The 2,166-nt window shown below is 76.2% G+C and carries 1 protein-coding gene and 1 pseudogene; both read left to right on the top strand.

From position 1 onward, the window contains the following. Window positions 1-705 (top strand): annotated as a pseudogene (locus tag HUW36_RS31460) (ABC transporter); the annotation flags it as partial. Window positions 706-757: 52 nt separating this feature from the next. Beyond that, a complete protein-coding gene (locus HUW36_RS31455; RefSeq protein WP_174531396.1) occupies window positions 758-1,984 on the top strand; it encodes a hypothetical protein in 1,227 nt (408 codons plus the stop codon). The last annotated feature ends 182 nt before the right edge of the window (window positions 1,985-2,166 follow it).

Raw genomic sequence — 2,166 nt, 5'->3', positions numbered from 1 at the left:
TACCGGCACCGGGCCGTGGCCAGCACCGGCTGGCCGCTGGTACGGGGCTGGCGGAAGCTGCGGCCGGACCCGTTGCGCCGGCTGCACCTGCCCGGGCGGGACCCGGACGCGCCGGCGGAGAGCCTGGTCGCGGCCACCTCCGTACCCGATCCGACGGCCGCGCAGCGGTCGGCGCTGAACCTGGCCATCCGGGCGGTGGCCGACCGGTCCAGCGCCGAGCTGCCGGCGCCCTGGCCGACCGCGGTGACCAGCGCGGCCCGGTCCCGGCTGGCCGACCTGCCAGGCGCGCTCGACCATGCGGTGGCCGCGACCGACCTCGGCATGGACCGACGCCCGGCCTGGTGGCGGGTGGTCGGCGGGCTCCAGTGGCTGGTCACCCTCGCGGCGCTGGGCGGGCTGGTCTGGCTGGTCCTCGGGTACGCGCTGCGCCTGCTCGGCCTGCCGCCGCTGGAGCACCCGAAGCTCGGCGAGGTGCCCTGGCCCACCGTGCTGCTGCTCGGTGGGCTGCTGGCCGGGCTGCTGGTCGCGGCACTGACCCGCCCGGTGGTCGGCTGGGCGGCCCGGCGGGCCCGGAGTCGGGCCGAGCAGCGCCTGCTCACCTCGGTCGGCAGCGTCGGCGAGAAGTACGTGCTGGATCCGGTCTGGGCGTTGCTGGCGCGTTACGCCACGGCCCGTGACGCGGTGCGGGACGCCGGGCGACGCTGAACCCGGCGTGCTGGCCGATGTGATGGCCGGCAGCGCGGCGTAGGGTCGATGCATGGCCACGCCACAGACCCCCTACGACGCGGTGCTGCACGCCGCGCGCGACGTGACGAGGCTCGACTCCGCCCTGGACGCGGAGATGCTCGGCGCCGCGTTGCTGGGCAGCGTCTACGCCGTCGCGGAGCACGACCGTGAGCAGGCCGTGCGCGAGTTCGTGGGCGGCTTCCTCGCCGCCACGTCCCGCCGGCGCAGCGCCGCCGCCACCACCATCCGCGCCGTCTTCGCCACCCTGGTGCCCGACGCCGAGGGCGCCGCCCGGGTCCGGCCCGGCGCGCACGCCCCGGCCTGGGCCGGCCAGCTCGGCCGGGTGCGCGTCACCGGCGCCTGGGCCTACGGCGACGTGTACGGCGACCAGACCTCCTACCTCGCCACGTTCGCATACGACGACGAGGAGCAGGGCGGCCCGGAGCACGCCCTGGTGGCACTCGTCGACCACAACATCGGCATCACCAAGGACGTGTTCGTCGGCGGTCCGGCGGCCCGCATCGTCGAGCAGGCCCGGGAGATCTGCACCGAGGACGAGTTCACCTGGTTCCGCACCGAGGACCCGGCCCGGATGCACGCGGAGGTGGGCCGCCACCTGGCGGTCACCGACGACCTCGCGGAGCTGCCCGCCCAGGGTTCGCTCGCCACCGACCGGGCCCTGGTGGGCGCCCGGCTCGCCGTCCTGCCCGGTAGGACCCCGCCGGCCGGGCCGGCCGTCGTGCCCCCGCCCACCGACGAGGAACGAACCCGCCTGGTACGCGCCTTCCTCGACTCGCCGGAGGCGGCCCGGTTCGGTCTGCCGCAGGTCGCCGACGGCGAGCTGGCCTCCCTGCACTTCTGCCTCGGCCTGCTGCTCGACCACGCGGCGAGCTTCCCGGACGCGGACCCGATGCGGTGGAGTCCGATGGTGGCCGAGCTGTTCCTGCTCGACTGGGTGCACCGCCGGGCCGTGCTGGACATGGACGACGCGGCGATGCTGCCCCGGGTGTTGCGCGCCTGGGCGGCGTACGCGGCCCGGCAGCGAGGGCTGTCGCAGTCGGCGGCCGACCGGACGGACGAGACGATCATCGAGATGGTGCCCGAGTTCGCCCGGCTCTACAGCACCGGCGAACGGCGTAGCCCGGCCACCGCGGCGGTGGCCCAGCTGATGGCGGACGGCGTGGATCCGGACGACCCGGAGGCGCTGAACGCCTGGATCGAGGCCAACCGGCACCGCCTGACCGACGACCCCGCCTGACCGGCCCGTGCGCCGGGAGGCGCTTGATCAACACCAGCTCGGCGAGGTGGTGTGGTCAGCCCGACCTGGATACCGCCACTTCGCCGTGGTGGAGTCGATCAAGCGGGTCGACCGAGGTCGGCGCGGGCCCGCCGGTCGGCGCGGGCCCGCCGGTCGGCGCGGGCCCGCCGGTCGGCGCGGGC

The organism is Micromonospora maritima, from assembly GCF_902825405.1.
Lineage (GTDB): Bacteria > Actinomycetota > Actinomycetes > Mycobacteriales > Micromonosporaceae > Micromonospora > Micromonospora maritima.
Note: the sequence above shows the minus strand (reverse complement) of the source record. Positions and strands in the feature narration are given on the sequence as shown.